The organism is Saccharopolyspora sp. (assembly GCF_017434145.1).
Classification (GTDB): Bacteria; Actinomycetota; Actinomycetes; order Mycobacteriales; family Pseudonocardiaceae; genus Saccharopolyspora_C; species Saccharopolyspora_C galaxeae.
In genome coordinates this window covers 1-3,341 of the sequence record NZ_JAFRFW010000292.1, presented here as the reverse complement: position 1 = coordinate 3,341, position 3,341 = coordinate 1, and the positions used below count along the sequence as shown (strand labels likewise).

Genomic DNA, 3,341 nt, shown 5'->3' with positions numbered 1-3,341 from the left:
TCTATAGTATAAATATCCTGTTTCAGCATCGCCGTCCCGAAGAATCGTGCAATCCTTTACAAGTACCGAATTATGCCGCATGCCAATTGGCGAAAGATAACATGCTGCAACGCGACTGATCGGCGTTTCACTACGGTTCTTGATCTTTGTCTTGTCAGCGGCGTAGCCGCTGAGCAGTGGCCATGCAAGCAACCGGCACCGCCGCGGGTTCTCAGCGGCTTCCTCGCGAGGACAGCGATTTCGCCGCGTATGGGCATACGTCAGAAATCGATCCCGGAGCGAGGAAGCCGCTGAGGTTCCGCTACCGGCACCGCCACGCAAATCATTCTGAAAAAGTCAGGTTTCCAGGAATCCCAGCTGCGCGGAGAGTTCTTTCGCCGCTACCGTCATCGCACCGATCACTTCGCGCATCCGCTTGCGGGAGAACCGGTACGACGGCCCGGAGGCGCTGAGCGCGGCCACCACCTCGCCGTCGTGCCGGTGCACCGCCACCGCCGCGGCGTTGAGCCCGAGCTCGAGCTCCTCGTAGCTGGTGGCGTACCCGTCCCGCACGATCAGGTCGAAGCCGTCGCGCAGTTCCCCGGGGTCGATGACGGTCCGCGTGGTGTACTGCGCCAGCTCCCCCGCCAGCAGCGCTTCCTGGTCGTCGTCGGGTGCGTGCGCCAGCAGCACCTTCCCGCTGGAAGTGGCGTGCAGCGGGGTGCGCTGGCCGACCCAGTTGTGCGCGGTCACCGACGCGGTGCCGCGGGCCTGGCTGATGTTGATCGCGACGTCCTCGTCGCGGACCGCGATGTTCACGGTCTCGCCGAGGTCGGCGGCCAGCGACTCGCAGTACGGGCCGCCCAGCCGGGGCAGGTCCAGCCGGTCGGTGGCCGCCCCGGCCAGCCGCACCACACCGAACCCGATCATGTACTTGCCGCGTTCGCCGAGCTGCTCCACCAGCCCGCGCGAGACCAGGACGCTGACCAGCCGGGAAGCGGTGGATTTGTGCACGCCGAGTTCCCCGGCGATTTCGGTGATGCCCGCTTCGCCGTTGCGGGCCAGCAGTTCCAGCACGCTCACCGCCCGGTCCACGGACTGCACGAGTGCGCCGGGCTTTTCGCGTTCGGCCGGTTGAGGAGCGTTGACCACGGTTGGACCCGAATCCCGTCGCTGGTGGTTTTCCTAGCGACCATACCCGGCGTTCCGCATCGCGCAACAGTGTCGAAGGGCGATTTCGCTGCGGACGATACCTCCCCGATCCCCGTCACCGGGCCGGGAACACGCCGCGCAGGCAGCAGCCGTTGCTCGGCGCCACGATCTTGAACGCAGCGCCCTAATCAGGCAGGCCCGCGCAGCGCGTCCAGCAGGAGATCGGCCAGGTAGCCGGCGAACGAATTCCGCACCAGGATCCGGTAGTCCGGCTCCGGTCCGAGCTGCCAGAGCACGGCCTGGGTGCGGCCGAGCAAGGTCTGCGCGCAGTGCCCCGCGGCGAACGCGCGCGGGTGCAGGTCCAGCGAGCACACCTTCTCCAGCACGTCCCGGGCGGACCCGCCGCTGAGCCGCAGCGTGGTGCGGTTCGCGGACAGGTCGACGACCGACGCGGCACCGGCGGAACCGAGCGCGTCGCGCAGCGATGCGGCCTCGCCGTCCGGCGCCATCAGCAGCCATTCGTCCGGGCCGAGCCACAGCGCCGCCCGCTGGACGTCGCCGCCCACACGGTTCGCCTTGCGCGGCAACGGGATTCCCGCCGCGTTGCCCAGCCGCGCGAGCTGTTCGGGCGCGGCCCGCAGGTTCACCTGGGTCAGGAACGGTTCCTCGGCGAGCCGGGTGCCGCGCGGCCCCGCGGCCGCGGCCAGTTCGGCGGCGCGGTCGGCGAGCGGGCTGCGGCGCAACCGTTCGACGCCTGCCGGGCCGGTGGTGCCGGGTTCAACCGGGCTGATGACCGTCACGGCGCGCTCCTTCCGGGTCGTAGAAGACGGGTTCGGTGACCTCGGCGGAAATGCCGGTGTCGCCGAGCGGGGCGTGCAGCACCTCGCCGACCCGGCCGCGGCCGCCGCGGATCAGCGCCAGGGCGAACGTCCGCCCCAGCGCGGCGCTGCGGTAGCTGGAGGTCACGTGCCCCAGCATCGGCACCGGCGGAGTCAGCGGCGTGCCCGGTTCGATGAGCTGGGCGCCTTCCGGCAACAACGCGTCGGAGTCCACCGGCAGCAGTCCGACCAGCTGCTTGCGATCGGAACGCGCGGTGTCCGGCCGGGCGAACGAGCGCTTGCCGATGCAGTCCTTGCGCTTGGAGATGACCCAGTCCATGCCGAGGTCCAGCGGGGTGACCGTGCCGTCGGTGTCCTGGCCGACGATGACGAACCCCTTCTCCGCGCGCAGCACGTGCATCGTCTCGGTGCCGTAGGGCGTGATCCCGAGATCCGCGCCGTCCTCGGTGACCGCGTCCCACGCCGCCTGGCCGTACCAGGACTCGACGTTGATCTCGAAGGCCAGCTCGCCGGAGAACGAGATCCGGCAGATCCGGGCCGGAATCCCGTTGCGCAGCAACGCTTCCCGGACCTCCATGAACCCGAAGCCGGCGGCCGAGACGTCCAGCTCCGGTGCGACGCGCGCCAGCACCGCTCGGGAATCCGGGCCTGCTACGGCGATCGTGGCCCACTGCTCGGTCACCGAGGTGCAGCGCACGTCCAGCTGCGGCCACTCGGTCTGCAGCCACTCCTCCAGCCAGTCCAGCACCGCGGCCGCGTTGCCGGTGGTGGTGCTCATCAGGTAGCGGTCCGCGGCCAGCCGCATCGTGACGCCGTCGTCGAAGACCATGCCGTCGGCGGTGCACATCATGCCGTAGCGGGCCTTGCCCACGGCGAGCTTCGCGAAACCGTTGGTGTAGACGCGGTTGAGGAATTCCGGCGCGTCCGGGCCGACCACTTCGATCTTGCCGAGGGTGCTGGCGTCCATCATCGCCACCCCGGTGCGCGCGGCCGCGCATTCGCGCAGCACCGCGGTTTCCCTGTCCTCGCCCGGCTGCGGGTAGTACCAGGGACGCTTCCACTGGCCGACGTTCTCGAACTCCGCGCCCGCGCGGACATGCCAAGCGTGCATCGGCGTGGTGCGCACCGGATCGTGCAGCTCGCCGCGGTCCCTACCGGCCATCAGCTCGAACCGCACCGGGCGCGTCGGCGGCCGCGCACCGGTCGGTCCCAGCGCCGCTGGCGAGTCCATCCCGAGCAGGGTCGCCAGCACGCCGAGCGCGACGATGCCGGAGGTCGCGCCCTGATCGCTGCCGGTGCCGATCGTGGTGTAGCGCTTTTCGTGCTCCGGCGAGCTCAGACCGGCTTCGACCGCGCGGCGGACGTCGGCGA

At 69.8% G+C, this 3,341-nt stretch carries 3 protein-coding genes; all 3 read right to left on the bottom strand.

What is annotated here, in order from left to right; all coding sequences use genetic code 11:
• Positions 1-336: 336 nt before the first annotated feature.
• Complete coding sequence (locus IJH84_RS08105) at positions 337-1,083, bottom strand: IclR family transcriptional regulator (RefSeq protein WP_200072132.1); 747 nt, start codon at positions 1,081-1,083, stop codon at positions 337-339.
• Positions 1,084-1,319: 236 nt separating this feature from the next.
• Complete coding sequence (locus tag IJH84_RS08100; protein ID WP_295142225.1) at positions 1,320-1,931, bottom strand: sarcosine oxidase subunit gamma; 612 nt, start codon at positions 1,929-1,931, stop codon at positions 1,320-1,322.
• A partial coding sequence (locus tag IJH84_RS08095) for a glycine cleavage T C-terminal barrel domain-containing protein (RefSeq protein ID WP_295142222.1) occupies positions 1,909-3,341 on the bottom strand: 1,433 nt, incomplete at its 5' end. The genes IJH84_RS08100 and IJH84_RS08095, both read right to left, overlap by 23 nt.